At 57.5% G+C, this 24,557-nt stretch carries 21 protein-coding genes; 5 read left to right on the top strand and 16 right to left on the bottom strand.

The genetic code is table 11. The annotated features are described in order from the left end of the window. Window positions 1-13 precede the first annotated feature (13 nt). The gene (locus E5Q11_RS08960; RefSeq protein WP_135803048.1) at window positions 14-2,107 is read left to right on the top strand and encodes a TonB-dependent receptor family protein; all 2,094 of its coding nucleotides are present in this window, start codon (window positions 14-16) and stop codon (window positions 2,105-2,107) included. Between the two features lie 7 nt (window positions 2,108-2,114). Here the strand turns inward: E5Q11_RS08960 and E5Q11_RS08955 are convergent, their stop codons facing one another. The 4 genes from E5Q11_RS08955 to tmpT form a co-directional block, all read right to left on the bottom strand. Continuing rightward, window positions 2,115-3,680 (bottom strand): SpoVR family protein, encoded by a 1,566-nt coding sequence (locus tag E5Q11_RS08955; protein WP_228260636.1) that lies wholly within the window; start codon window positions 3,678-3,680, stop codon window positions 2,115-2,117. Window positions 3,681-3,688: 8 nt separating this feature from the next. After that, window positions 3,689-4,978 (bottom strand): YeaH/YhbH family protein, encoded by a 1,290-nt coding sequence (locus E5Q11_RS08950; RefSeq protein ID WP_210426315.1) that lies wholly within the window; start codon window positions 4,976-4,978, stop codon window positions 3,689-3,691. A gap of 39 nt (window positions 4,979-5,017) precedes the next feature. Then, entirely contained in the window at window positions 5,018-6,940 is a 1,923-nt protein-coding gene (locus E5Q11_RS08945; RefSeq protein ID WP_135803045.1) for a PrkA family serine protein kinase, read from the bottom strand. Between the two features lie 241 nt (window positions 6,941-7,181). Then, window positions 7,182-7,835 (bottom strand): thiopurine S-methyltransferase, encoded by a 654-nt coding sequence (gene tmpT, locus E5Q11_RS08940; RefSeq protein WP_135803044.1) that lies wholly within the window; start codon window positions 7,833-7,835, stop codon window positions 7,182-7,184. 76 nt (window positions 7,836-7,911) lie between these two features. Between tmpT and E5Q11_RS08935 the strand changes: the two genes are divergently transcribed. Together E5Q11_RS08935 and E5Q11_RS08930 are read left to right on the top strand one after the other, a co-directional pair. After that, window positions 7,912-8,844: a D-2-hydroxyacid dehydrogenase gene (locus E5Q11_RS08935; protein ID WP_135803043.1), complete on the top strand. Its 933-nt coding sequence runs from the start codon at window positions 7,912-7,914 to the stop codon at window positions 8,842-8,844. A 129-nt stretch (window positions 8,845-8,973) separates the two neighbouring features. Beyond that, complete coding sequence (locus tag E5Q11_RS08930; protein WP_135803042.1) at window positions 8,974-10,329, top strand: YihY/virulence factor BrkB family protein; 1,356 nt, start codon at window positions 8,974-8,976, stop codon at window positions 10,327-10,329. Here the strand turns inward: E5Q11_RS08930 and E5Q11_RS08925 are convergent. The 4 genes from E5Q11_RS08925 to E5Q11_RS08910 form a co-directional block, all read right to left on the bottom strand. Next, entirely contained in the window at window positions 10,312-11,355 is a 1,044-nt protein-coding gene (locus E5Q11_RS08925) for an HDOD domain-containing protein (RefSeq protein ID WP_135803041.1), read from the bottom strand. The two genes, E5Q11_RS08930 and E5Q11_RS08925, sit on opposite strands and share 18 nt — an antisense overlap. Window positions 11,356-11,469: 114 nt before the next feature. Continuing rightward, the gene (locus tag E5Q11_RS08920; protein ID WP_135803040.1) at window positions 11,470-12,699 is read right to left on the bottom strand and encodes a hypothetical protein; all 1,230 of its coding nucleotides are present in this window, start codon (window positions 12,697-12,699) and stop codon (window positions 11,470-11,472) included. Window positions 12,700-12,960: 261 nt separating this feature from the next. Then, a complete protein-coding gene (locus E5Q11_RS08915; RefSeq protein WP_135803039.1) occupies window positions 12,961-13,695 on the bottom strand; it encodes a 16S rRNA (uracil(1498)-N(3))-methyltransferase in 735 nt (244 codons plus the stop codon). Window positions 13,696-13,705: 10 nt separating this feature from the next. Next, window positions 13,706-15,055, bottom strand: coding sequence for an adenosylmethionine--8-amino-7-oxononanoate transaminase (locus E5Q11_RS08910; protein WP_135803038.1), 1,350 nt, complete (start codon window positions 15,053-15,055; stop codon window positions 13,706-13,708). A gap of 140 nt (window positions 15,056-15,195) precedes the next feature. Between E5Q11_RS08910 and E5Q11_RS08905 the strand changes: the two genes are divergently transcribed. Beyond that, entirely contained in the window at window positions 15,196-15,486 is a 291-nt protein-coding gene (locus E5Q11_RS08905) for a type VI secretion system PAAR protein (protein WP_135803037.1), read from the top strand. 353 nt (window positions 15,487-15,839) lie between these two features. Beyond that, a complete protein-coding gene (locus E5Q11_RS08895) occupies window positions 15,840-16,370 on the top strand; it encodes a helix-turn-helix transcriptional regulator (protein WP_135803035.1) in 531 nt (176 codons plus the stop codon). A 2-nt stretch (window positions 16,371-16,372) separates the two neighbouring features. Here E5Q11_RS08895 and E5Q11_RS08890 read toward each other — a convergent pair whose 3' ends face one another. From E5Q11_RS08890 to E5Q11_RS08855, 8 genes are all read right to left on the bottom strand, one after another. Then, entirely contained in the window at window positions 16,373-17,029 is a 657-nt protein-coding gene (locus tag E5Q11_RS08890) for a GDSL-type esterase/lipase family protein (RefSeq protein WP_210426302.1), read from the bottom strand. 19 nt (window positions 17,030-17,048) lie between these two features. Beyond that, the gene (locus E5Q11_RS08885) at window positions 17,049-17,795 is read right to left on the bottom strand and encodes an amino acid ABC transporter ATP-binding protein (protein ID WP_135803034.1); all 747 of its coding nucleotides are present in this window, start codon (window positions 17,793-17,795) and stop codon (window positions 17,049-17,051) included. Window positions 17,796-17,808: 13 nt separating this feature from the next. Then, window positions 17,809-18,480: an amino acid ABC transporter permease gene (locus tag E5Q11_RS08880; protein WP_135803033.1), complete on the bottom strand. Its 672-nt coding sequence runs from the start codon at window positions 18,478-18,480 to the stop codon at window positions 17,809-17,811. A 91-nt stretch (window positions 18,481-18,571) separates the two neighbouring features. Further along, a complete protein-coding gene (locus E5Q11_RS08875) occupies window positions 18,572-19,330 on the bottom strand; it encodes a transporter substrate-binding domain-containing protein (RefSeq protein WP_135803032.1) in 759 nt (252 codons plus the stop codon). A gap of 124 nt (window positions 19,331-19,454) precedes the next feature. Further along, entirely contained in the window at window positions 19,455-20,324 is an 870-nt protein-coding gene (gene metF / locus E5Q11_RS08870) for a methylenetetrahydrofolate reductase [NAD(P)H] (RefSeq protein WP_135803031.1), read from the bottom strand. Between the two features lie 12 nt (window positions 20,325-20,336). Next, window positions 20,337-21,731 carry an adenosylhomocysteinase gene (ahcY, locus tag E5Q11_RS08865; protein ID WP_135803030.1) on the bottom strand — a complete coding sequence of 465 codons (1,395 nt, stop codon included), beginning with the start codon at window positions 21,729-21,731 and terminating at the stop codon, window positions 20,337-20,339. A gap of 343 nt (window positions 21,732-22,074) precedes the next feature. Further along, window positions 22,075-23,265, bottom strand: coding sequence for a methionine adenosyltransferase (gene metK, locus E5Q11_RS08860; RefSeq protein ID WP_135803029.1), 1,191 nt, complete (start codon window positions 23,263-23,265; stop codon window positions 22,075-22,077). Between the two features lie 96 nt (window positions 23,266-23,361). Continuing rightward, on the bottom strand, window positions 23,362-24,369 hold the full coding sequence (locus E5Q11_RS08855) for a metalloregulator ArsR/SmtB family transcription factor (RefSeq protein WP_135803028.1): 1,008 nt from the start codon (window positions 24,367-24,369) through the stop codon (window positions 23,362-23,364). Between the last annotated feature and the right edge of the window lie 188 nt (window positions 24,370-24,557).

Here is a 24,557-nt window from a genome sequence, read left to right as displayed (position 1 = left end):
GGAGTGAAGGTTTATGACGGCAGTTGCACACCAGTCCCTGTGGCTACTTCCAGCCATGGCGCTCAGTCTTGTTGCGCCAAATGTCTGGGCACAGTCGGAAGAGGATGCCGCTGAACCATTCATCACCGTGACTTCTCCACGACTTGAACGAAACCTTTACGAGACTCCCGCAGCCGTATCGGTGACCAACGCTCCTGAAATTCGCGAAGGCCAGCAACGTCTGCAACTGGACGAATCCCTCAGCACGGTGCCCGGCCTGTTTTTCCAGAACCGGTATAACTTTGCCCAGAACCTGCGGCTGTCTACCCGCGGGTTCGGCGCACGGTCGCCGTTTGGTATTCGGGGTATCCGCATCCAGGTGGACGGCATTCCCTACACGTTGCCGGATGGCCAGTCCCAGGTTGATTCCATTGATCTGGACTCCGCGCAGCGCATCGAAGTGATCCGAGGGCCGGCGTCGGTCCAGTACGGCAACGCGGCAGGTGGGGTTATCGATATCACCACCGCCCGGGGCGATGAACTGCCGCAAGGTGGCCGCATACGGCTTGATGGCGGCAGTGACGATTATCGCAAAGCCACGGTTCAGGGCAGCGGTGTGAACGGCAACACCAGCGCCGTCGGCACCCTGTCCTGGCTGAATGTCAACGGTCACCGGGAGCAGAGCGAAGCCGAGAAGGGCATCTTCAACGGCCGCCTGTCCCACGTTCTGAGTGAAGGCCGGCGGGTGACCGCCACCTTTAACGCCCTGTATAACCCCAAATCCGAAGATCCTGCGGGTCTCACCGCCGCGCAGGTAGCCGAAGACCGGAACCAGGCCACTGACAATGCAAAGTCGCTGGACAGCGCGCAATCGGTGGATCAACAGACCCTGGGGGTTGAGTACCGGGACAGTCAGCTGTTGCCGGGCACCCTGACCGTCAACACTTTCTACAACCGCCGGGATTTCCGTCAGCAGCTGCCATTCCCAGGCCCGAGTCAGATCGCGTACGACAGGAATTTTTACGGCACAGGTGCGCAATATCAGCAGGTGTCTGAACTCACTGGTCGGACGTTTAAATGGGTGGTCGGTGCGGATCTGCAGCGTCAGGAAGACGACCGTCGCCGGTACCGCGTGGTATTCAATCCCGGTCAGATTCAGGACGAGGCGCAAACGGCGACCAATTTCGCGGTATTCGGCCAGGGAGATCTTGCGTTAACGGATCAGTGGAATCTGTCCCTGGGTGCAAGGTGGGATCAATTACGCCTGGCCATAGACGACCGGTTTTTTAACGATACCGCGTTTGATTCCGGCGACAGCGTTGCGGATGATTCTGGTTCCCGCACCTTCCGTGAGGTCAGTGGCGTGGTCGGATTGAGCTACCGGTTTGCGCCCCAGCACCAGGTCTACGCCACGGTAGGCACGGCATTTGAGTCGCCCACGTTCACAGAGTTCGCCAACCCGGATGGCGGCAATGGCTTCAACCCGGATATTGAGCCCCAGCAGGCGCTGAATCGCGAGCTCGGCATGCGCGGCGTGATCGGAGAGGGCCTTGCCTTCGACGTCGCGATCTTTTCCATTCTTGTTGATGATGAGATCGTGATCAATGATCAGGGCGCGCAGACCTTTTACCGGAACGCCGGTGAGACCCGCCGTCAGGGTTTGGAGCTGGGCATCGACTGGGATATTTCCTACGCCTGGCGTGTGACCAGCGCGCTGACCCTGGCGGACTATGAACTGCGGGACTTTACCGACGAGCAGGGCAACGATGCCGACGGCAATGATATTCCCGGTCTGCCCTCAACCCTCTGGGTCAATGAGGTGAAATGGCAGGGTGCCGGCGGCCGGTTTGCAGCGCTGGAAAGCCAGTACATTGGCGAGTTCTACGCGGAGAACAGCAACCAGACCGAAGTCAGTGATGTCTGGCTGTTGAGTGCGAGGGTCGGCGACCGGTTCCTGATCGGTGACCAGACCTTAAGTGTGTACGCTGGCCTGCGCAATCTCCTGGACGAAGATTACTTTGCCAATGTGCGCGTTAATGCCAATGCCGACCGGCCCGTGGCGGACCGGGGTTACTTCGAGCCTGGCCCCGGCCGCACCTTCTACGCGGGTGTGGAGTGGTCGTTCTAGCGGCGTTCTAGTCTTCTTTGGACTCCCGTGGTGGGCAGTGACTTTCGCCAATCACAGTCCCGTTATCCACGCTCTCCAGATGCACGTCAAAGCCCCACAGCCGATGCACATGGCGCAGCACTTCTTCTGTGGCATCACCCAGTGGCACCCGGTCCACGGGCACATGCCGCAGGGTCAGCGACCGGTCGCCCCGAACGTCCACATTCCACACCTGAATGTTGGGTTCGCGATAGCTCAGGTTGTACTGGCGGGCGAGTTTTTCTCTCAATGCGCGGTAGCCCGGGTCGTCGTGAATGGCGGTCACCCGGTAGACATCCTCCAGATCGTCATTCTGGATCGCAAAGAACTTCATGTCCCGCATCACCTTGGGCGACAGGAACTGTTGGATAAAGCTCTCGTCCTTGAAGTTCTTCATGGCGAAATGCAGGGTTTCCAGCCAGTCGGAACCTGCGATGTCGGGGAACCACTCCCGGTCCTCGGCAGTCGGGTTTTCGCAGATTCGCCGCAAGTCGGTGAAAATGGAATAGCCCAGAGTGTATGGGTTGATGCCCGAGTACCAGGGGCTGTCGAACGGCGGCTGATATACGACCGCAGAATGGCTCTGCAGGAATTCCAGCATGAAGCCATCATTCACAAGGCCCTTGTCGTACATCCGGTGCAGCAGGGTGTAGTGCCAGAAAGTGGCCCAGCCCTCGTTCATCACCTGGGTCTGGCGCTGGGGGTAAAAGTACTGGGCCAGCTTGCGCACGATGCGAATGATTTCCCGTTGCCAGGTCTCCAGCAAGGGCGCGTTTTTCTCGATGAAATAGAGAATGTTTTCCTGAGGTTCCTCCGGGAAGCGCTGTTTGCGTTTGATCGGATCGTCGTCCTCGCCGGGCTTTGGAATCGTGCGCCACAGGTCGTTCAGTCGGCGCTGCTGGTACTCTTCCCGGTCCTTCTGGCGTCGGGCTTCTTCCGCTGCGGAAATCGGCGACGGGCGCTTGTAGCGGTCCACCCCATAGTTCATAAGGGCGTGGCAGGAGTCCAGAATCTGCTCCACCGCATCCAGCCCGTGGCGTTCTTCGCACTCGGCCACGTAATCCCGGGCAAACACCAGATAATCGATAATAGCGCTGGCGTCGGTCCAGGTGCGGAACAGGTAGTTGCCCTTGAAAAACGAGTTGTGGCCATAGGAGGCATGGGCAATCACCAGGGCCTGCATGGGCAGGGTGTTCTCTTCCATCAGGTAGGCGATGCAGGGGTTGGAGTTGATCACGATCTCGTAGGCCAGCCCCATCTGGCCACGTTGGTAACCTTTGGACGTAGACAGAAACTGCTTGCCGAAGGACCAGTGATGGTAGCCTACCGGCATGCCCACGGAGCTGTAGGCATCCATCATCTGTTCGGCGCTGATCACTTCCACCTGGTTGGGGTAGGTGTCCAGGCCGAATTCCGCGGCGCATTTGGCAATTTCGTCGTCGTACTGCTGAATCAGCTCAAAGGTCCACTCCGAGCTGGTCGAAATGGGCTTTTGCCTCTCCGCCGAGGTGGGCGTGTCCTCCCCGCCGGGGCGGTCCTGAAAAGAACGATCCATCAGGTTGGTCATGCGGCTTTCCTCTCGAACAGCTGGCGGAACACCGGGTAAATCTCGCCAGGGTCTGCAATCTGCTGCAGGGCAAAGCTCTGGGGAAACTGCTCTTGCAGCCTTTCATATTCGTACCAGAGCATCTGATGATCCTGGGGTGTGATTTCCACATAGGCGTAATACTGCACCAGCGGCAGGATGCTGTCGGCCAGCAGCTTGCCGCAGACCGGTGAGTCATCGTTCCAGTTGTCGCCGTCAGACGCCTGGGCGGCGTAGATGTTCCACTCCGCCGGTGAGTAGCGGGACTCGATGATTTTCTGCATCAGCTTCAGGGCGCTGGACACGATCGTGCCGCCGGTTTCCCGGGAATAGAAAAACTCTTCCTCGTCCACTTCCTTGGCACTGGTGTGGTGGCGGATAAACACCACGTCGATTTTCTTGTAGCTCTTTTTCAGGAACAGATAGAGCAGAATGAAAAACCGCTTGGCGATGTCCTTGTGCATCTGGGTCATGGACCCGGATACGTCCATCAGGCAGAACATCACCGCGCTGGTGGCCGGTTGTGGCTGCTTCAGGTGCTGGCGGTAGCGCAGGTCGATTTCATCGATAAACGGAATCTTGCGGACATTGGCTTTCAGCTCCGCGATTTCCTCTTCCATTGCCTTGATCTGGTCTTCGTGGCTGAAGGCTGCGTCCAGGTCTGCGGGAGCGCTTTTCAGGGCTTCCAGCTGGCGCTCCATTTCGCGGATTTTTTTCTTGCGGGCGCCGCCCAGGCCCAGTCTTCGTGCGTGGGCACCACGCAGGGAGCGAACCACATCCAGTCTGGCGGGAACGCCCTGGGTGGAAAACCCGGAGCGAACATACTTGAACGCTTCGGTGTCTTTCAGCTTCTTGCGGGCGAGGTTTGGCAGTTCCAGATCGTCAAACAGGAATTCCAGGAACTCTTCCTGGGTAATCTGGAAGGCGAATTCGTCCATGCCTTCACCGTCGGGGCTGGCCTGTCCTTGCCCCTGGCCCTGACCGCCGCCGCCCTCCGGCTTCGGCAGTTCGTCTCCGGCCACGAATTCCTTGTTGCCGGGGTGTACCACTTCCCGTTTGCCGCCCTGGCCGTGGTGGAAAATCGGCTCGTCGGTATCCCTTGCGGGGATGCTGACTTTTTCGCCGCGTTCAATATCGGTAATCGAGCGCCGATGCACCGCGTCTGCCACCGCTTTCTTGATGTGGTGGCGATAACGGCGCAGGAACCGTTCCCGGTTCACCGCGCTTTTGTTCTTACCGTTCAGTCGCCGGTCGACTATGTGGGTCATGCCCATAGCGTTACTCCCGTACAGCGTATTACGCCATGCTTAATGAGACTTGCGAACACGCAGGTACCATTCCGCCAGTAAGCGGACCTGCTTTTCGGTGTAGCCTCGATCGACCATACGCTCGACGAACTGTTTGTGCTTGTTCTGATCTTCCTGGCTGGCCTTGGGATTAAAGGAAATAACCGGCAGCAGATCTTCAGTGTTCGAGAACATTTTCTTCTCGATCACGCTGCGCAGTTTTTCATAGCTGAGCCAGGACGGGTTGCGCCCCTGGTTGTTGGCCCGCGCCCGCAGCACGAAGTTGACCACTTCGTTGCGGAAGTCTTTGGGGTTGCTGATGCCCGCCGGTTTCTCGATTTTTTCCAGCTCGTCATTGATGGACGAACGGTCGAGAATCTCCCCGGTTTCCGGATCCCGATACTCCTGATCCTGTATCCAGAAATCGGCATAGGTGACGTAGCGGTCGAACAGGTTCTGGCCGTACTCGCTGTAGCTTTCCAGGTAGGCGGTCTGGATTTCCTTGCCGATGAATTCCACGTAGTGAGGCGCCAGGAATTCCTTGATGAACCGCAGGTACCGGTCCTGAACCTCCGCCGGGTATTGCTCCTGCTCGATCTGCTTTTCGAGCACATAAAGCAGGTGAACCGGGTTGGCGGCCACTTCCGTGGTGTCGAAATTGAACACCTTGGACAGGATCTTGAACGCAAAGCGTGTCGACAGCCCGTCCATTCCTTCGTTCACGCCTGCGGCATCCCGGTATTCCTGAATCGATTTGGCCTTGGGGTCGGTATCCTTGATGTTCTGGCCGTCATAGACCCGCATCTTGGAGAAGATACTGGAGTTTTCCGGCTCCTTGATCCGCGACAGAATCGAGAACTGCGCCAGCATGTCCAGGGTATCCGGGGCGCAGGGCGCACCGGACAGGGAGCTGTCTCGCAGCAGTTTGCGATAGATATCGATCTCTTCGGTCACCCGCACACAGTAGGGCACCTTGACGATATAGACCCGGTCAAGAAAGGCCTCGTTGTGCTTGTTATTGCGGAAAGTCTGCCACTCGGATTCGTTCGAGTGAGCCAGAATGACGCCGTCGAAGGGCACTGAACCCATGCCCTCGGTGGTGTTGTAGTTGCCTTCCTGGGTTGCCGTCAAAAGAGGATGCAGCACCTTGATGGGCGCCTTGAACATCTCCACGAATTCCATCAGACCCTGATTGGCCTTACACAGACCGCCGCTGAAGCTGTAGGCGTCCGGGTCATCCTGGGAATAATCCTCCAGCATGCGAATGTTGACCTTGCCCACCAGCGCGGAAATGTCCTGGTTGTTGTCATCGCCGGGCTCGGTCTTGGAAACACCGATCTGGTCCAGTACCGATGGGTACATCTTGACCACCCGGAACTGGCTGATGTCGCCGCCGTATTCATGAAGGCGCTTTACCGCCCAGGGCGACATGATGGACTTGAGATAGCGGGGCGGAATGCCGTACTCCTCTTCCAGAATCGCGGCGTCTTCTGCCGGGTCGAACAGGCCCAGGGGGGATTCGTTCACCGGTGAGCCCTTGATGGCGTAGAAGGGCACTTTCTGCATCAGTAACTTGAGCTTTTCGGCCAGCGAGGACTTACCACCACCAACGGGGCCGAGCAGGTACAGAATCTGTTTCTTCTCCTCCAGGCCCTGGGCGGCATGGCGGAAGAAAGAAACGATGTTTTCGACGGCTTCTTCCATGCCGTAGAACTCAGAGAATTCGGGGTAACGCTTGATGACTTTATTGGAAAAGATGCGTGACAGCCGGGAGTCACGGGAGGTGTCGATGGGTTCCGGCTCGCCGATGGCCAGTAACATTCTTTCTGCGGCAGTGGCGTATGCCGCTGGGTCCTTCTTGCAGATCTCCAGGTATTCCTCAAGGGTGTATTCTTCCTCCTGAGTGGCTTCATACCGGTCTTTGAAATGCTGCATAATGCTCATAGATGGTGCCTCGCTTGCTCTCATACTGTGTAAATACAGCTTCTAAATCACGCAACTTCCCCGTCTGCTGTTGGCTCCGTCCTTTCGGTCGGTCGTTATGGTTATGGGTGAAATGATAGGGAGAGCCCGGCAGAAAAACACGGTGGCTTTCGCCAGTGCTTTTCCGCGCGGGTTATTCTGAGCTTAGTTCAAGCTCGGAGGCTTGGACAGACCGAACATGGTTAAGGTTCATTAAATTATGTTACCGCCGGGTCAGGCGGAAAACGCTTTCGGTTGCACCCGTTAATCCTTTGCGTTTTGCGAACGGATGGTCGTTAGCCAGGGTCTGGGTGTGGATGTGCTCGATGTGGTAATCCTCGGCATAGAGCTCATGGACTTCGTCGTTGCTGACGTTGAACGGCGGTGCAGTGGGTGACCCATCATAGTCCAGGGTAATGAGCAGGGTCCGGGTATTTTCGGGAGTGACGGCTGTCAGGTGCTCCACGTATTTCGGGCGCAGCTCTGGTGGCAGGGCGATCAGGGCGGCGCGGTCGTACACCAGTCGCACATGAGAGAGTTCCGACGGCACCAGTTGGAAAAAATCGCCGTTCCAGATCTCCAGGTTGTCGTGCCGGAACACGGTGAAGGGCTCGCCGGGGTGCACCATGGCCTTTTCGCCGGCTTCTTCGAAAAAGTCCTTACAGGCAATATCGCTCAGTTCCACTCCGATTACCGGATGGCCACGGTCATGCAGCCACCACAGGTCATGGGCTTTGCCACAGAGCGGAACAAGGACCGTGCCCGCGCCCTTGCCGGCGAGTTCGGGCCAGTGTTGATACAGGTATTGATTCACCGAGCCTTCGTGAAAGCCGATTTCTTTATTGGCCCAGCGCTTGTGCCAGAATTCATGTTCCATTGGTGATCTCCTTTGGGAATTTGGCGGTTTCACCCAGTCTAACTTACTCTTGGGGTTTGTTTGTGGAGAGGCAATAATGAAAGCAGTTTTTCTGGATGCGGATACCCTTGGCGACGACGTTGACCTGTCGCCCATTACCGACGTAACCGGTGATCTGGTTCTGCATGGACACACCGGGCCGGACCAGGTGCTGGAGAGAATCCAGGGCTTTGACACGGTACTGGTCAACAAGGTGGTGCTGACCAGGGCGCACTTTGAGGCGAGCCCGGGGCTCAAGACCATTGCCGTGGTCGCCACAGGGATCAACAACATTGATCAGCAGGCGGCGAAAGAGCACGGCATCAGGGTCATGAACGTGACCAATTATGGCCGCTCGACCGTAGCGCAGCACACCCTGGCGCTCATTCTTGCCCTGGCAACCCGGCTTATTGATTACGACCGGGACGTGCGAGCCGGGCGCTGGGCCGACAGCGACATGTTCTGCCTTATGGGGCACCCGATTATGGAGCTGGAAGGCCGCACGCTGGGGCTTGTCGGTTACGGTGACCTGGGGCGGGGCGTGGTTGAGCGGGCCAAAGCCTTTGGTATGAATATTCTGCTGGGCGCCCGCCCGGGCCAGTCCACCGGTGAGCGGGATGGCTACCCCCAGGTTGCAATGGATGAGTTGCTGCAGCGGGCGGACGTGCTCTCCCTTCATTGCCTTCTGACCGAAGAAACCCGCCATATGATCGGCGAGCGGGAGCTGGCGATGATGAAACCCTCGGCCCTGCTGATCAACACCAGCCGTGGCGGCCTGGTGGATGAACAGGCGCTGGCGGATGCCCTGCGAAAAGGAACCATAGCCGGTGCCGGCTTTGATGTGCTGACGGAAGAGCCACCGCGAAACGGCAACCCCTTGCTGGCGGATGATATCCCGAACCTGATCGTCACGCCCCACTCAGCCTGGGCGAGTCAGGAGGCAAGACAGCGAATTGTTCACATAACGGCGAAGAATCTGGCGGGGGCCTGAGAACCGGTCCCGTGAAACCGCCACAATGGCCCAAACTTTCATCGATACTTTTTACTTTTCAGCCATACTCTGCGTATGGTCTGTTATCTGACTGAAAACTGTAAAAAATAAACGAACGCAGGATTGCCCGTGGCTTCATCGCAATTCAAGGACCGGCTCAAGGCCGCTGAAGACTGGATACTGGCCAACCCCGACCCGCCCCAGAGCTGGCCCTGGACCTGGCTCTACAAGACCGGGCGCACGGCTTATGCGCTGGCGCGGGATCTGGTGCTCGGCCATCTTGCGCTACACGCCATGAGCCTGGTCTACACCACCCTGCTGAGCATAGTCCCGCTACTTGCCCTGAGTTTCTCGGTGCTCAAAGCACTGGGGGTGCATCAGCGAATGGAGCCCATGCTATACCAGTTCTTCCAGCCAATGGGCCCCCAGGGGGTGCAGTTGGCAGAACAGATTCTGGGGTTTGTGGACAATATGAAAGTGGGGGTGCTGGGTTCGGTTGGCCTGGCGCTTCTGGTTTATACGGTCATTTCCCTGGTCCAGAAAATCGAGCGCTCGTTCAACATGATCTGGCGGGTGCCGGATATGCGGTCCATGGCCCAGCGTTTCAGCAACTATCTCAGCGTGATCATGGTCGGACCCTTGCTGATGGTATCTGCCATTGGCATTACCGCCACGATTTTTTCCTCCACCATTGTGCAGACTCTGATGGAAATTGAGCCGCTGGGCTCGATCATTATTTTCATAAGCCGTTTCACGCCCTTTGTGATGGTTGTGGGCGCCTTTACGTTCGTTTATGTATTTATTCCCAACACCCGGGTGAAGGTGAAATACGCGTTTATCGGCGGCCTGATTGCCGGTGTTTCCTGGCAGGCGGCGGGCATGCTGTTCGCCTCCTTCGTGGCCGGCTCGGCAAAGTACGCCGCCATTTATTCCAGCTTCGCGATCGGGATCATCCTGCTGATCTGGGTCTATCTGAACTGGATGATTCTGCTGCTGGGTTCCAGTATTGCGTTCTATCTGCAGAATCCCGGTTCGGTTGCCAAGCGTTACAAGGTGCGGCTCTCCCCGGAATTGCTTGAGAAAACCGGCCTTGCCCTCATGTGGCTGGTGGCGAAACCCTTCCATCAGGGCAAACCGGCACCGCAGCAGGAGGACCTGGAAAGCCTGTTGCGGGTGCCCGGGGAAGTGACACGCAACCTCAGTGACAAGCTGATCCGTGCGGGGCTGATCAGCCTGGCCGGTCGCAACGGGGATTGCCTGGTGCCTGCCTGCTCGCTGGAGATTGTGACTATCGGGCGTGTTCTGGGGGCGATTCGCGCCGATGAGGATCGTGTTGTGGATCGGCTGCCCTACAGCATCCCCAGAGATCTGCTGACCCATCATGAAGAGTACGAGTCGGTCACCTTCGCAAAACTGTTGACTGACGAACTGGGTAGCGAAGCGAAAGCCGAAGCCAAAGCCAAAGCGTCAGGCCCTGGCTTTTGACCCTGCTTCAATTGAGTCAAGAATGATCCGCCGTATCCGGACAAACTGGTCGGGTGGAATATGCACCAGTTTCAGTACGTCTTCTTCTGCCATGTTCTTCTGGTGGGCATGACGAAGTATTTCTCGGGTGCCAATGATGATGCCATCGTTCAGAGGCGCGTGGGTCTGGTTTGGTGTGGGCCGCTCGGCTTCCATCAGGCGCGCGTGGTATTCCGGTTCCAGATTCCATTCATTGGCCAGCACCTGGGCAGTCGCCCACTGAAAACGTGACAAGGCCTGATGTGTAAGGCTGGGAGACGGTTCAAACGGTTGCGGTGCCGAGCGACAGATACGCTGTAATTCCCGCCGCAGGGTGATATAGGACAGGGCCGGCAGCAGCCCGGTCATAAAGTACAGGCTGCTGTCTTTTTCCCTGAGTGCCGAGACCAGTTCCGCCGCTTTGGCGCAGGTCAGCCCCCAACGCCAGACCCGTTGTGCAAAAAGGGCTTCACGGCTGTTACGGGCGGCCATCATGGGCCGCATCACCGCGGCTGAAATCACGTTGCGGATGCCGTTAAGGCCCAGGCGGAAAACTGCCTGGTCCACAGACTCAATGGGCTTGTCGCCGGTGCGGAACAATGGGCTGTTGGCCACATGCAAGAGCTGATCGGTCAGCGCCGGGTCGCTGAGGATGATTTCAGCCAGCTCTTTACGGTCGGTTTTTTCGTCGGACAGCGCACGGGTCAGCATGGGCAGTGTCATCGGTCGACGCGGCAGCTCGTCCAGCGTCTGCCGGTGGATGCGCTGTTCCAGGGTATGGAGTATCGACTGGGCGCCACTGTCCTGCTCACGGGTAAGTGCTGCCGGCGGCGCGTCCAGCAGCCAGCAGAAGAGATGTTTTTCCAGCTCGAGGGTGGACGGCTGCTGAGCAGCTTCATATGTCAGCCCAGGCCTTCCGGTGGGGTTTAACAGGCGAGGGCTGGGCTGGGCCGCCACAGAAGTGCGTGGCGAGAATTTCGCCGTAAACCAGGAAAATAAGCCTGGCATCCTTTGCCTCCGGGAAGTGAACGAATGTCCGGGAACTGCATCGTCCCTGTCTATGCAGTATAGAGCGTCACTTCGGTTCTGCCACGGTCACAACCGCTTGTTTTACGTTGTTTTCTAAAAAACTGACCCGCCAAAGACGAAAACAAGCTGGCCAACACCAGCGGTAAAGCCGAGGAAGGCGCCCACCAGGATCAATTTGATCTCATCTTCCTGGAAACAGGGGCGTAGCAGGTCCTGGAATTCTTCAGAAGACAGGGCAATCATCCGCTCTACCATGATGGATTCCACGGCTTTTGCGCGATCGGTTTCAAACACCGGGTTATTGAAGGAAACCCGGGAAATTTCCAGCGCTTTCTCGCCAACCTGGCTCTTCAGGGTGGCGAAGCCGGTGGGGCCGAAGGCAACCTGGGTCAGTGCCTTGCCGAGCCCGGCGGTCTCATCCACCAGGGGCTTGATGTGTTTTTTGACCATGTTGCTGGCACGGTCCCCTTTGGGGCCGTCCATAATGGCGTTGATGATGTTGCCTACGGTCAGGATTTCATGGGTCACTATGTGGCAGAAAGATTCCGCCACTTCCTGCTGGCGCTTCAGGAACAGCCCCTGCAGCCTGAATGGGCCGACTTTTTTCTCGTGCAGGGGCCGGAAGATGACGTTCAGGGCAATCCAGTTGGTGGCGTAGCCGACCAGCAGGCCGAAGAAGGGAAGCACCCACCAGCTCTGGTAAAAGTACCAGACGGTCATCTGGATCAGGCCGAACAGGAAGCCGAAGTAGAAGCCGGAGTTGACGATAAAGCGGAATTCCACTTCGCCGCATTCTAGGAATATCCGGTTGAGCAGGCGTTTGTCTTTGGCCAGGCGGTCGATGACCATGCCTTTGATGTCCAGCAGGTCTTCGATATTGTCCGATACGTCGTCGACCAGATTGTCCACCAGGTGCGGGGTGGATTTGCGTACCCGGTCGTACACCATTCTGCGGGCGGAGGCGGGCAGGTTTTCCCAGAAGGTGGGATATTCCTGCAGCATGAGTTCGTCGACGTATTCTTCGGTGCGCGGTTCGACGGTGCTGATAATGTGGGCCGCGAGTACTTTGGGGTCGATCTGCTGGAAGATTTCCCGCACGGTGCCAATCTTGGAGATGGTGGCGTCAACGCTAATGGCGGCCATTTTCCGGGCTTTTGAGGGGATGATGCCTTGCCAGCCAAGCAGGGGTGGTTTGCCGACGAATTCCAGCGGGTAGAAGGTCATTTTGATGGCCAGCCAGTTGGTGGTCCAGCCGATCAGGGCGGCAATGACGGGGATGCTGAGGTATTGCCAGAATTCTTGATTGCTTAGCAGGCTTGTCATCCGGTGTTCGCTTTTTATGGTCTGGAGTTTGCTACATTACGGGGAGAGGCTTCCAAAACACGCTCCTTGCGGCAAATCCATGTGACGCTTGGGCTCCGCCATCCTTGGCTCCGCACAGTTTTGGAAGCCTCTCCCCGTAATACAGCCCCGACTTCGGAGTTGTCCTTAACGGCGCTATAACTGCACACGGATCATGTTGGTCGGCCCCGCCCCTGTCAATGACTGCCGTGCCGGGCTGAGACGGCGTTACGGTCGGAGTGGCTAGTATCCGATGTCGCCCCAGAGCCACTGGCACAGGGCCATGGCTGCTACGGGGGCGGTTTCTGTTCTCAGGACTCTTGGTCCCAGTGCTACCGGTAAAAAACCGGCTGTTTCAGCAGCGGCGATCTCGTCCTGGCTTAACCCGCCTTCGGGGCCGATCATCAGGGCGATTCGGGTGGGTCTGTTCATCGAGTCTAACGACTGCTCTGTGCGGTGGTGCATTACCAGGCGCAGGTCGCAGTCGCCGGCGTGGTTGAACCAGTCGGGTAGGGTCATGACCGGGAGTATGTCCGGTACCTTTGCGCGGCCGCATTGTTCGGCGGCGCTGATGGCGACCTGGCGCCAGTGGCGCAGGCGTTTGTCTTCACGGTCGCCTTTGAGTTTGACTTCGGAGCGTTCGGTGGCCAGGGGGACAATGCGGGTGACGCCCATTTCCACGGCTTTCTGTACCGCGTAGTCCATGCGGTCGCCTTTGGAGAGGGTCTGGCCGAGGACGATCTCGAGGTTGGATTCGGTGAGGTTGGGTGCGGCACTTTCAACCTCGACTTCGACCCGTTTCTTGCCTGCTTCGGTAATCGTGGCGGTGTAGTCATTGCCGTTGCCGTTGAACAGCAGCAGTGATTGCCCCGCCTGCATGCGCAGAACGCGGCCTGTGTGGTTGGCCGCGTTGTCGTCCAGGTCGCACCGGCTGCCAACAGTCAGCGGCGAGTCGGTGAAGATGCGGGGGATGCGCATGGTGGTTGGCTCAGTCCCTGGTCGCGATGTCGATGCCTTCGGTCAGCACCTGCCCAAGGTGGCGGATCTGCTCCTCGGTGATGACATAAGGCGGCATGAAGTAGCTCACGTTGCCCAGGGGGCGCAGCAGGGCTTCGCGGGTCAGGGCGTGTTTGAATACCCGCATGCCGCGCCGTTCTGCAAACGGGAATGGCTCTTTGGTGGCTTTGTTTTTGACCATTTCCACGGCCAGGGTCATGCCTGTCTGGCGGACATCGCCAACGTGGGGATGGTCAGCCAGGTGGGCCACAGATTCGCCCATCACCTGGCTCAGGCGCTTGTTGTTCTCAATCACGTTATCGTCGCGAAAGATGTCCAGTGTTGCCAGTGCCACGGCGCAGCCGATGGGGTTGCCGGTGTAGCTGTGGGAATGCAGGAACGCTTTCAGGGTTTCGTAGTCGTCGTAGAAGGCGTTGAAAACGTCATCGGTGGTGACCACCACGGACAAGGGCAGGTAACCGGCGGTCAGTCCCTTGGACAGGCACATGAAATCTGGCGTGATGTTCGACTGCTCGGAGGCAAACAGGGTCCCGGTGCGGCCAAAGCCTACGGCGATTTCGTCGGCAATCAGGTGAACGCCATAACGGTCACAGGCTTCGCGCAGTTTGGTGTGGTAAATCGGGTGATGCATGCGCATACCGCCGGCGCACTGGATTAGCGGCTCGGTGACCACGGCGCAGATTTCGTCGTGTTTCTCCGCCAGGATCTTTTCCATGGCTTCGAACTGCCGCAGTGCGTAGTCCTCGTCGGTTTCGCCGGCTTCCTTGTTGTAGGCGTCCGGGGATGGAGCGGTGATGACTTCCATCAGCAGCGGCGCGTAGGTTTCCTTATAGAGTGGCACGTCGCCCAGTGCCAGGGCGCCCAGGGTTTCACCGTGGTAGCTGTTGCTCAGGTTGACGAAATTCTTCTTGGTCGGCTTGCCGTGGTTTTTCCAGTAGTGATAGCTCATCTTCAGGGCACACTCGACGGCAGACGATCCGTTGTCGGCGTAGAAGCACTTGGACAGGCCGTCCGGTGTGACCTCAATCAGGCGCTCAGACAGATTCACCACGGGTTCATGGGTGAAGCCTGCCATGATCACGTGTTCCAATTCGCCGATCTGTTTCTGGATGGCCTCATTGATGCGGGGGTTGGCGTGGCCGAAGAGGTTGACCCACCAGGAACTCACGGCATCGATATACCGGTTGCCGTCGAAGTCTTCCAGCCAGACGCCACTGCCCCGCTTGACGGGCACCGGCCCCAGGGTTTCGTAATCCTTCATCTGGGTACAGGGATGCCAGACGGACTTGATATCGCGGGCGATGAGATCGGCGTTGCGCATGGAGGGCCTCCTAGGAATTCAGGGTGCCAATGATACTGGTCACGGGGTGCCTGTCGCCAGTGCTGTGATTTGGCTAAGGGGCCCTGGCAGTATATTATGGGGGATTCAAACACGGATGAATGCAACGCAAAGGATGCGATATGAGCAAAGCCATTGTTCTTCTTGGCGACCTGGGTACAGAGCACCAGGGATTTCCGCCCACACCCGTAATTGCCGGTTCCCCCACGGTCATGGTCGACGGCAAGCCTGTCGCCCGTGTAGGTGACCCCCTGGCGCCTCATTCCAAACCCAAGCACCCGCCTCACCCCCGCGCCATTGCCGCAGGTTCCGGCACCGTGATGATTGACGGCATACCTGCCGCGGTAACTGGTGGTGCCATTACCTGTGGGGGTGTGACGATTGGGTCTGGGTCGGTGATAGTCGGTAGTTAAATCCCCCCTGATTTAGAAACGACATTTGAGACTAATTGGATAGGCCAGGTTGTCATATGACAACCTGGCCTATACTATAGGCTATGGAATGGCCGAAATGGTCCGTAGACGTCACAAAGACAAAGAGATTGAGGCTGCCCTGGTTTATGCCGAGGAAAACGGCTGGCGGATAGAAATGCGGAGTGGCCACGCCTGGGGCCGGATGTATTGCCCTGCTAATGATTCACAGTGCAGATGCGGAGAGTTCTGTGTTGCCAGCATCTGGAGCACTCCCAGAAATGCTGGAAATCATGCCCGGCAGATTCGTCGAATCGTGGATAACTGCTCTGGGCTAGCGGATCTGACGAGAGAGGATGAAAGTGACCAGTGACTTCGATTTTACATTGACCTTCGCAGTGCCCGAATTAATCGACTCAGAGACACTGGAAGCGCGGTTGTTTGAAGCCGGCTGTGATGACGCAATTATTGGTCTTGGCCAGAAAGGCCGCCTGGCACTGAACTTAAGCCGTGAAGCAGAATCTGCTGAGGCGGCGCTTATGACTGCATTGCGCGATGTAAAAATGGCTGTGCCAGAAGCGAAGTTGGTAGAAGCCGGGCCCGATCTCGTCGGTATTTCGGAGATGGCAAGGCTGTTGGCATTTTCCAGACAGAATATGAGGAAACTTATCCAGACCAACCTGGCCAGCTTCCCTTTACCGATTCATGAGGGAGCAGCGGGTATATGGCATCTTGCGGACGTGCTGTCCTGGTTCTCCGATAGGCAGAAACGGGATATTCCGCATGATTTGATGAGCGTAGCGCAGGTGGCGATGAGTGTTAACCTGGCGCGGGAAGCGGACCGGGTTGATCCTGGGGTAAGCGCACAACTGAAAGATATTGCTTGAACTCAAGGTGCGATCTGGTTTTTAAGTCCTGCCTCGGTGAGCGCCTCGGCAATGCCGTCAGCCAGTTGCCGATAGCCCTGCGCGTTCGGGTGAATCCGGTCGGCCCTCAGGCGTTCTTCGGAGAGCACTTCTGAAAAAACATCGTCTATTAGCAGGATGCTTTCTTCTGCGGCCAGTTCCTCGTAAATGGGTGAGTCTGACAGGCTGCCGACGGTGGCGCTGATCACGGAGAATTCCGGGACCGCCACCAGCACGGGAAGGGCGCCGTAATCGCGCACAGCGTTGATAATTTCCCGCAGATGTTCCTTTACCTGCGTTGCCGGCTGGCGCCGCAGAAAATCATTGCCACCCAGCTCAACGATGACCAGTTCCGGATCGTGCTCCTGTAGCAGTCCCCCAATTCGTCCCCGGGCTTTTTCGGCAGTGTCGCCGGGTATTCCGGCGTTGACCACCTGCCACCCGGTATCCCGGGCCAGCAGCGTGGGGAAGTCTTCTCCCGCCTGGGCTCCAGTGCCGTGGGTGACGCTGTCCCCAAAGGCCAGTACCACGGCATCCCGCCCCAGGGATTGATAGGCAGGTGGTGGGTCACTGCACGCAACCAGCATTAGCAGCAGCGTCAGTGGGATAAATAACCGCAGTCCCGAAAATCTTTTAGTCAAAGTTACTCGCCAATTACCGTCAGTGCGCCAATACCCTCGAAAGAAACGCCTGGGTCCGCTCGTTCTGTGGATTATCAAAAACGTCGGCGGGTTTTCCTTCTTCCACAATCCTGCCTTCATGAATGTAGATAACCCGGTCCGCCACTTCCCGGGCGAAGCCCATTTCGTGAGTGACCACCATCATGGTCATGCCTTCTTTTGCCAGTTCACGCATCACGTCCAGCACTTCACCGATCATTTCCGGGTCAAGGGCTGACGTGGGTTCGTCGAACAGCATCAACCTGGGGTCCATGGCCAGGGCGCGAGCGATCGCCACCCGCTGTTGCTGGCCGCCGGACAGGTGCGTGGGGTACTTGTCCGCCTGGTTTCCTATACCCACGCGGTTCAGCAACCGCTCAGCTATCTCACTGGCCTCGCTTTGTGAGGCGTCTTTCACTTTCTTCGGGGCCAGCATGATGTTCTGTTTCACCGTCAGATGTGGGAACAGGTTGAACTGCTGGAACACCATGCCCACTTCCTTGCGGATTTCCGCCAGGGACTGCGGGTTGCCGCTTCTGGGTGCCAGCGGGTGGCCGTCTACCGTCAGCTCGCCGGACTCGAATTCTTCAAGGCCGTTCACGCAGCGGATCAACGTGGATTTTCCCGAGCCGCTGGCGCCAATCACCACGACTACTTCGCCCTTGGCAACCGTCAGGTCAATTTCCTTGAGGACATGCAACGGGCCGAAATACTTGTTCATGCCCTTCATGTTCACAATATCAGTCATGATCAGAATTCCTTCAGACAGAAGCAAGTCCGCGCCGCTCGACGAAGCGGAGGATGATGGACAGTGTCAGGGTGATGCACAGGTACAGAATGGCCACCACAAAATACACCTCGAACGCGGTGAAGGTATTGGCAATGTAGATCTGGCCCTGGCGCACAAGTTCACCCACGCCGATGACCGAGAACAGAGATGTGTCCTTGATGCTGACGATGGCCTGGTTGCCCAGTGGTGGAATCATCCGGCGGAAGGCCTGGGGCCATACGATGGACCAGAAAGTCTGATTGCGGGACAGCCCAAGCGAGAGCCCGGCTTCGGTCTGGCCCTTGTCGATGGATTGCACGCCACCGCGAACCACTTCCGAAATGTAGGCGCCGGAGTTCAGGGCAATGGCGGCAATACCGGCGGTTAGCGGCTCAATGGGAGCGCCAATCAAATCCGGTAAGCCGTAGAAGATGAACAGCACCTGCACGAGAATAGGCGTGCCACGGAATATTTCGATGTAGGCCGTGGCAGGCCAGCGCAGGAACCAGTTCTTGTTGATGCTCAGCAGGCCAAAAAAGATGCCCAGGCCAAAGCCGATAATCAGGCCGCCGAACGAAATCATCAGGGTGTAGGGAATCCCTTCGATCAGGAAAGGGATCGAGTCGATGGCCGCTTGCCAGTCGAACTGAAACTGAAATTCCACAGTGAGAATCTCCGAAGGATGGTGCAGTCGGGAGTGGCCGGGGCAAATCTGCCCCGGCTCAGGGGTTCAGGCCGCCAGGGCCCGGTTGCCCTTATTTACCTTCCGGCATCGGGCCAAACCATTTCTCGTAAATGGTCTTGTAGGTGCCGTCTTCCTTCATGGCGGCCAGGGCGTCATTAACGTCATCAACCCATTCACTGCCGCTTTTGAGTGCAATGCCATACTGCTGGCCTTCATAAAGCGGGCCAACGGTCTGCACTTTACCTTCACCCTTGGTGCGGGCGAAGTAGCCGACGTTCGGTGCGTCGTAGAAAACCGCATCGATAGCACGGGACATCAGCGCCATATACATATCGGAGCTTCCCGGGTAGGGCGTTACGCCATCGTCTGCTTCGATGTTTTCGGTGAGATAGTCATAGCTGGTGGAGCCGATTTTGGTGCCGATTTTCTTGCCTTCGAGGTCGCTGAATTCAGTCACGTCCTCGTTACCCTTGCGCACCAGAATCCGCAGGCCGGAATCGTAGTACGGGTCGGAAAAATCAACAATTTCCTCGCGCTCGGCGGTAATGGTGATGCCGGCGATGGCGATATCCACGTTGCCGGTCTGCAGGGCCGGAATAATGCCGTTGAAGTCCATGGTGTTCAGGTCGATTTCAAAACCGGCCCGATCAGCGACTTCGCGAATAATCTCCATATCGAAACCGATCATCTCACCGGTTTCCTGATCCATCATCTCAAAAGGAACGAAACTCGGGTCCGTCACAACCCGGAGGGTCTCAGCGCTTACAGTGCCCGCCGCTACGGTCAGTGCCAGGCTCGCGCCTACGGTTTTCAGCCATTTGTTATTCATGCTTTCTCCTTTCGCGTTTTGGGCCTTATAAACAAAAGCACCCGTACCACCTTAGACCATTGAGGCCGCGATTTCAGTGAATCGCCGGTGATACGGGTTAGCGAAAGGTGGAATTGACTTACTTCTAGAACGGGATGCGTTCGCGCTCGCCAATGCCGAGATTTTTCCAGATGCTGAGGCTAGGCTCTGCCTGGTTCAGCGTGTAAAAGTGAAGACCGGGAGCCCCCGCTTCCAGCAGTTTTTCACACATGTTGGTGACCACTTCTTCACCAAACTGGCGGATGCTCTCGCTGTCGTCGCCGTAGGCTTCCAGCTGCTTGCGAATCCAGCGCGGAATTTCTGCCCCGCACATGTCGGAAAACCGGGTCAGGTTGGAAAAATTGACGATGGGCATGATGCCCGGCACCACCGGAATGGTGACACCCATCTTTTCCAGCCGGTCTATAAAATAGAAGTAGCTGTCCGGGTTGAAGAAGTACTGGGTGATGGCGCTGTTGGCCCCAGCTTCGACCTTGCGGGCGAAGTTCTTCAGATCTTCCTCGGCGGTACGGGCCTGGGGATGAAACTCCGGATAGGCCGCCACTTCCAGATTAAAGGTATCGCCACTGTGTTCGCGGATAAAGCTGACCAGCTCATTGGCGTAGCGCAGCTCACCGGCGGCGCCCATGCCCGAGGGCATGTCACCGCGCAGCGCGACAATCCGGTTGACTCCGTTTTCCCTGTACAGGTCCAGCAGCTCCCCGATTTCCTGGCGGGTACCACCCACGCAGGAAAGGTGGGGCGCTGTGGAAATGCCCTGTTTGTGCAGGTTGATCACGGTTTCAATGGTGCGGTCACGGGTTGAACCGCCAGCACCAAAGGTGACCGAGAAAAAATCCGGGTCAACCTCGGCCAGTTGGCCCCGCACCGTTTGTAGCTTTTCCTTGCCCGCATCGGTTTTGGGTGGGAAAAATTCAAAGCTGAAACGGCGCTTGAACTGCTTCTGGGATTCCATGTTGTTACCCAATCAGTACTTGTAGCTTTCCGGCTTGTACGGGCCTTCGACCGGTACACCAATATACTTCGCCTGTTCCGGAGTCATCTTGGTCATGACGCCACCGAAACCTTCTACCATGGCACGGGCGACTTCTTCGTCCAGGTGCTTCGGCAGAACCTGCACGTAGATGCCTTTATCGCGGGCTTCTTCCGGCAGATCAGCAAACTTGCGCTCAAACAGGTACATCTGGGCCAGCACCTGGTTGGCGAAGGAACCGTCCATGATCCGCGACGGGTGACCGGTCGCGTTACCCAGGTTCACCAGGCGGCCTTCAGACAGCAGCAACAGATGATCGTTGGTGGCCTTGTCACGATAGATCACGTGAACCTGCGGCTTCACCTCGTCCCATTCCCAGTGTTTGCGCATGTAGGCGGTGTCGATTTCGTTATCAAAGTGGCCAATGTTACAAACAATCGCGCCGCTCTTGATCGCCTTGAGCATGTTGGAGTCACACACGTTCATGTTGCCGGTGGTGGTCACCAGAATGTCGGTGTTCTGCAGCAGCGGCTTGTTGATGCACGATTCTGTGCCGGTGTTGATGCCGTCGATGTACGGGGACACCACCTCAAAACCGTCCATGCAGGCCTGCATGGCGCAGATCGGATCGGATTCAGTGACCTTCACGATCATGCCTTCCTGACGCAGAGAGGCAGCAGAGCCCTTGCCCACATCGCCATAGCCGATGACCAGGGCTTTCTTGCCGGACATCAGGTGGTCGGTAGCGCGCTTGATGGCGTCGTTCAGGCTGTGACGGCAACCGTATTTGTTGTCGTTCTTGGCCTTGGTGACGGAATCATTCACGTTGATGGCCGGTACTTTGAGGGTACCTTCGCGCATCATTTCCTGCAGGCGGTGTACACCGGTGGTGGTTTCTTCGGTCACGCCGTGGCAGTTGCGCAGGATTTCCGGATACTTTTCGTGCAGCAGGGCGGTCAGATCGCCGCCGTCGTCCAGAATCATGTTGGGCTTCCAGCCTTCGACGTCGGCACCGACAGTGCGCTCGAGGCACCAGTCGTATTCTTCGTCGGTCTCGCCTTTCCATGCGAAAACTGGGATGCCGCGCTCAGCGATGGCGGCAGCGGCCTGGTCCTGGGTGGAGAAGATGTTGCACGATGACCAGCGTACCTCTGCGCCAAGCTCGATCAGCGTCTCGATCAGTACGGCGGTCTGAATGGTCATGTGAATACAACCCATGATGTTCGCGCCTTTCAGCGGCTGCTCGCCTTTGTACTTTTCACGAAGCTTGATCAAGGCTGGCATTTCGCCTTCGGCGATGTTGATCTCTTTACGGCCCCAGGCCGCCAGGGTGATATCGCGTACTTTGTAGTCGTCGAATTGCTGCAGTTTTTCTGCTGGAGTGCTCATTTTTTGCTCCTCGTTTTAACTTTTGGCCCCGGAGTTTGATCTCCTAGCCTCGAAACTTGTGCTTGTCGGCGGTGGGGGGATCTTCTCCCCGGAAACGCTACGAGCACCCCTGGCGGGGTCCGGCCAGCAATCGCAGATTGCTGTCGTCCAGCTGTCGCATGAAGCTTCGCTTCATAAGCGCTCGGCTTGACCCATGTGCGCTTGGGGTCGGCCATCCTTGGCCGACCACATTCCGGGGAGAAGATCCCCCCACTGCCTCGTTGAACTTTTGGTGATTGCCGTCTTTTTCTAGAAGCCCTCAGCGCCGCTATCACGAAAGCTGAGAGCTAACCCAAGCCCGAGATCAAACCCCGGCCGCGTCCTTCAGGGCAGCAGCGCGGTCGGTCTTCTCCCATGGGAAAGTCGTAAAGGTCTTTCCACCCACGGTGACTTGCTGTGGCTCGCGGCCGAAGTGGCCGTAGGCTGCTGTGGCCCGGTACATCGGGTGCAGCAGGTCCAGCATGTTGGTGATCGCATAGGGCCGCAGGTCAAAGTGCTCGCGCACCAGTTTGATGATCTTGTCGTCACTGATCTTGCCAGTGCCGAAGGTGTTCAATGAGATCGACGTTGGCTGTGCCACGCCGATGGCGTAGGAAACCTGGATTTCGCACTTGTCGGCCAGGCCAGCGGCGACGATGTTCTTGGCAACGTAGCGGCCGGCGTAGGCTGCTGAGCGGTCGACCTTGGACGGGTCTTTGCCGGAGAAGGCGCCGCCGCCGTGGCGGGCCATGCCGCCGTAGGTGTCTACGATGATCTTGCGGCCGGTCAGGCCGCAGTCGCCAACGGGGCCGCCGATGACGAATTTGCCAGTCGGGTTGATGTGGAATTCGGTGTCCTTGTGCAGCAGTTCAGCCGGCAGCACGTTCTTGACGATCAGCTCCATCACCGCTTCTTTCAGATCGGCCTGTGACACGTCTTCGTCGTGCTGGGTTGACAGAACCACAGCGTCGATACCGGATACCCGGCCGTCTTTGTAGCTGCAGGTCACCTGGCTCTTCGCGTCCGGGCGCAGCCAGGGCAGCAGGCCGCCTTTGCGGGCCTCGGCCTGGCGTTCCATCAGTCGGTGCGCGAAAGTGATCGGCGCAGGCATCAGCACTTCGGTTTCATTGCTGGCGTAGCCGAACATCAGGCCCTGGTCGCCGGCGCCCTGGTCTTCCGGCTTCTGGCGGTCAACGCCCTGGGCGATGTCGACGGACTGCTTGCCGATGATGTTGATGACGCCGCAGGTATCGCCGTCGTAGCCAACTTTAGAAGAGGTGTAACCAATGTCCTTGATCACGCCACGGACCAGATCTTCCAGATCTACCCAGGCGTTGGTGGTGATTTCGCCACCGACGATAGCCACGCCGGTTTTTACCATGGTTTCGCAGGCAACACGGGCGTGGGGATCGTCCACAAGGATGGCGTCGAGTACGGCATCGGAAATCTGGTCTGCCAGTTTGTCAGGATGGCCTTCTGAGACCGATTCGGACGTAAAGATGCTGTAATCAGCCATAGGTGCTTTTTCCTCTATAAGCGTTGTTGTGAGTTACTGTACGAAGCGTACACAATTCTATATCAAAAAACTTTGATATGTATTCGATATTTGAAGTCAGTCAGCCTCGGCGGTCTTCCAGAATTCCCGTACCTGTACCTGGAATCCGTTACGTAATCCGATGAACAGTGACTCTCCCGCAACCAGCCCGGCGTCGTCCGCCCAACTGGTGAGTTCTTCCGGCTCGAAGCCCAGCCACAAGTCACCGCAATTCTCTTTGGCCCAGTCCTGGTCGTGGCTGCACAGATCACTGATAACCAGGCAGCCGCCGTTGTTCATCAGCGCCGATGCGTCCAGAAAAATATCCGCCGGGCTGGGCACGTGGTGCAGCACCATATTGGCAACCACCAGGTCGAAAGCATCGCCCCGGGCCAGCAGGTTGTCGGTCACGCCCTCGATCAGATCGATGTTATTCAACCGCTCGTCAATGCAGGTTCGGGTGGCTTTCGCCAGCATGTCCCGGGAATTGTCCAGGGCCACCACGTGTTCGCAGGCTTTCGACAGCACCGGAAGAAAGCCGCCCTCTCCGGGCCCGATTTCCAGGGCGGTTTTCCAGCGCTGCTTCTTCGAACGCTTGCCAATCAGCTCTGCAACGGGCTGGGCGTAAAGATCGAAGGCGGCGATCAGTTCCTGCTGTTCGCGGAATTTTTCCGCGTAGCGGGCGAAGAACGCCTGGGACTGGTCCGCTCGCTGGTTGCGGATGGCCTGGATCTTTTCCTGCAGGTGCTGGGGCAGAGCTATCCGGTCCACGGCATCGAAAATCTGACGGATGGTTTTGTCGATCAGCTTTTCGCTGTCCAGGTGCAGGGGGCGCCGGTAGAAGATGGCGTTGCCCTCGCGCTGAGGCTCCAGTAATCCTGCTTTGTTCATCACTTTCAGGTGGTGGCTCATGCCTGACTGGCGCATGTCGAAAAGCTGGCTGAGCTCAAGAACACCAAACGTATCGCGGCGCAGCACGCGCAGAATTTCCAGCCGAAGCGGATCACCGCTCGCCTTGAAGATGGGGGCGAGTGTGTCGACTTCGGAAGGATGCTCCGACGGTATCTGTGCAGCGGTAGATGTCATGAAACGCAGTCTAGATGGGTTCATTTTCGGGATCAACAACAATATCAAAAAAAATTGATATAGTGCCGGCCCATTGATTTGGCAGGGGCTTTTTAATCCGTAGAAATCTGTAGCGCAAAAAGACGGAGGTTCATTTGCCCCCGCGGTCACTAATCGGCGAAAATACGCGCCTTATTTTTAACTGTTCC

It is taken from the genome of Marinobacter confluentis (assembly GCF_004785685.1).
GTDB classification, from domain to species: domain Bacteria; phylum Pseudomonadota; class Gammaproteobacteria; order Pseudomonadales; family Oleiphilaceae; genus Marinobacter; species Marinobacter confluentis.
This window is presented reverse-complemented; position numbering and strand designations above follow the sequence as displayed.

Excerpts from the sequence above, each read along its gene's own strand:
- E5Q11_RS08855 (WP_135803028.1), bottom strand. The coding sequence starts at position 24,369 with ATGACATCTACCGCTGCACAGATACCGTCGGAGCATCCTTCCGAAGTC.
- E5Q11_RS08875 (WP_135803032.1), bottom strand. The coding sequence starts at position 19,330 with ATGAATAACAAATGGCTGAAAACCGTAGGCGCGAGCCTGGCACTGACC.
- metK (WP_135803029.1), bottom strand. The coding sequence starts at position 23,265 with ATGGCTGATTACAGCATCTTTACGTCCGAATCGGTCTCAGAAGGCCAT.
- ahcY (WP_135803030.1), bottom strand. The coding sequence starts at position 21,731 with ATGAGCACTCCAGCAGAAAAACTGCAGCAATTCGACGACTACAAAGTA.
- E5Q11_RS08905 (WP_135803037.1), top strand. The coding sequence starts at position 15,196 with ATGAGCAAAGCCATTGTTCTTCTTGGCGACCTGGGTACAGAGCACCAG.
- E5Q11_RS08885 (WP_135803034.1), bottom strand. The coding sequence starts at position 17,795 with ATGACTGATATTGTGAACATGAAGGGCATGAACAAGTATTTCGGCCCG.
- E5Q11_RS08920 (WP_135803040.1), bottom strand. The coding sequence starts at position 12,699 with ATGACAAGCCTGCTAAGCAATCAAGAATTCTGGCAATACCTCAGCATC.
- metF (WP_135803031.1), bottom strand. The coding sequence starts at position 20,324 with ATGGAATCCCAGAAGCAGTTCAAGCGCCGTTTCAGCTTTGAATTTTTC.
- E5Q11_RS08935 (WP_135803043.1), top strand. The coding sequence starts at position 7,912 with ATGAAAGCAGTTTTTCTGGATGCGGATACCCTTGGCGACGACGTTGAC.
- E5Q11_RS08960 (WP_135803048.1), top strand. The coding sequence starts at position 14 with ATGACGGCAGTTGCACACCAGTCCCTGTGGCTACTTCCAGCCATGGCG.
- E5Q11_RS08910 (WP_135803038.1), bottom strand. The coding sequence starts at position 15,055 with ATGCGCAACGCCGATCTCATCGCCCGCGATATCAAGTCCGTCTGGCAT.
- E5Q11_RS08895 (WP_135803035.1), top strand. The coding sequence starts at position 15,840 with ATGAAAGTGACCAGTGACTTCGATTTTACATTGACCTTCGCAGTGCCC.
- E5Q11_RS08915 (WP_135803039.1), bottom strand. The coding sequence starts at position 13,695 with ATGCGCATCCCCCGCATCTTCACCGACTCGCCGCTGACTGTTGGCAGC.
- E5Q11_RS08950 (WP_210426315.1), bottom strand. The coding sequence starts at position 4,978 with ATGACCCACATAGTCGACCGGCGACTGAACGGTAAGAACAAAAGCGCG.
- E5Q11_RS08955 (WP_228260636.1), bottom strand. The coding sequence starts at position 3,680 with ATGGATCGTTCTTTTCAGGACCGCCCCGGCGGGGAGGACACGCCCACC.
- E5Q11_RS08925 (WP_135803041.1), bottom strand. The coding sequence starts at position 11,355 with ATGCCAGGCTTATTTTCCTGGTTTACGGCGAAATTCTCGCCACGCACT.
- tmpT (WP_135803044.1), bottom strand. The coding sequence starts at position 7,835 with ATGGAACATGAATTCTGGCACAAGCGCTGGGCCAATAAAGAAATCGGC.
- E5Q11_RS08945 (WP_135803045.1), bottom strand. The coding sequence starts at position 6,940 with ATGAGCATTATGCAGCATTTCAAAGACCGGTATGAAGCCACTCAGGAG.